The sequence below is a fragment of the Bacteroidia bacterium genome, assembly GCA_025056095.1.
Classification (GTDB): Bacteria; Bacteroidota; Bacteroidia; order JANWVE01; family JANWVE01; genus JANWVE01.
Genome location: JANWVW010000325.1, coordinates 1 through 1,656, shown reverse-complemented (window position 1 = coordinate 1,656; position 1,656 = coordinate 1). Strand labels below are relative to the sequence as shown.

2 protein-coding genes are annotated in these 1,656 nt (G+C 37.0%); both read left to right on the top strand.

All coding sequences use genetic code 11. The features are described 5' to 3' along the window. Positions 1-180, top strand: a 180-nt coding sequence (locus NZ519_13825) for a hypothetical protein (protein ID MCS7029832.1), incomplete at its 5' end; no start/stop codon positions are given. A gap of 247 nt (positions 181-427) precedes the next feature. Next, complete coding sequence (locus tag NZ519_13820; protein ID MCS7029831.1) at positions 428-1,378, top strand: T9SS type A sorting domain-containing protein; 951 nt, start codon at positions 428-430, stop codon at positions 1,376-1,378. Positions 1,379-1,656: the final 278 nt, after the last annotated feature.

The window sequence follows — 1,656 nt, the reverse complement described above, 5'->3', positions numbered from 1 at the left end:
ACGGGCTACGCTATCGCTTCGGTGCTGCGCTTCGCTCCGCACCGTGCTAACGCACGCCCTCCGCATGCCTCACGCAAGTTGCTACCAAATCCAATCCAATTATACAAAATTCAATCTTGCAACTACTTGAAAATAAACCTTAAACAAGGTAAAATAAATTTTAACTTCGTAAATCATTGAAAATAAACACAAAACAAGATAAGGCTTTGTATTTAAGGGCTAAAATACTGCATAAAGTCTATACATCCAACCCTTAACCTTTTGAATACTTGAAAAGGAGAAAGGAAATGTCAAAATATGGCTTATGAAGTATGTGCTTGACATTTTTGGAGCTTAGCACCACATCATGCCACAAACATTATCACAGGAGGATGTACAGGGAATAAAAATAGTTGTATTTTTACACATCAGTTCTTATATTTGTTTTATGAAATTTATATCCTATTCATGGATACTGCTCTCGTTCATTAGCAACCTAACTTTGGCGCAATATCTTCCTATTGCTACTCAAAATGTAAAATGGACTGAAAGAATACAATCCATAGCAACCTCGGAATACACTAACTACTCATTTACAGGAGATACCATTATCGGCACAAAAGTATACAAAAAGTTCGTGGAACATTCCCAATACGGATACATAGGTGCTATTAGAAATGACACGGCAAATAGAAAAGTATATTGTGTATTCAAAGGAAAAACTACCGAAAAGCTTATGTATGACTTTAGTGTAAATGTAGGAGACACTACTGACTACATATATTTTTGCCATTCCTCATACTATGTAATTGGAGATAGCGCAAGGGGAATTGTGTATGCTAAAGACAGCGTCTGGGATGGAGCAAAATATCGTGAGAGGTGGTATATGCAGTACATCATTTATACTTATGGTTATCCTCAACTTCTTTGGTATTATCCTGTGTGGATAGAAGGGATGGGTTGTGTAAATAACTTTGCAAACATAATGATAGTTGTTTGTCCAACTCCTTACATGACATGTTATCAAGAAAATACAATCGTATATTTAGAACCTTATTATTCCACTACTACAATTAACTCTTCAGGTCCATACACAGATTGTATAGATTATCAAAATTATCTCATTTTAGGTGTTAGCACTATATCGACGTTCCAAAAAGTGCCTGATGTTTATCCTAATCCTGTTTCCAAAATGCAGGGAGATGTGTTTTTGTCTAACGCCAATGAATTTGTACAAATTAAAATTGTAGATACGCAAGGCAAAATAGTCCAAGACATCCGCCCACAAAGCTACACTAATTTATTATCTATTCAGCAGTGGCAAACAGGTGTATACTATATTCAAGCTATTGACAAATACCAACGAATCCATACACAAAAACTCATCATCGTAGAGTAAAAAGTTTATATGTAAGCAAGCGGTAGTGTTTTTCATTAAATAGGACAAAAATATCACTCGCTTAGCTATATCTTTATCAGGATTTGCGCTGCATACGGCAGCATGATTTTATTTGACTTAAATTTTTGAGCTTTTTTCTATTTGATTTTTTTTGGGCGTGCCCCTTGCTAACGCAAGGGTCGGGGCATTTCGCACTGCGCTTTCGCTTCGGTACTTCGCTAACGCTTCGTACTGCCTAACGGCATGCTCCATGCCCCTCACGCAGATGACCTGTGCAG

Bases quoted from the DNA above. Each gene is read 5' to 3' on its own strand.
- NZ519_13820 (MCS7029831.1), top strand. From the start codon at position 428: ATGAAATTTATATCCTATTCATGGATACTGCTCTCGTTCATTAGCAAC.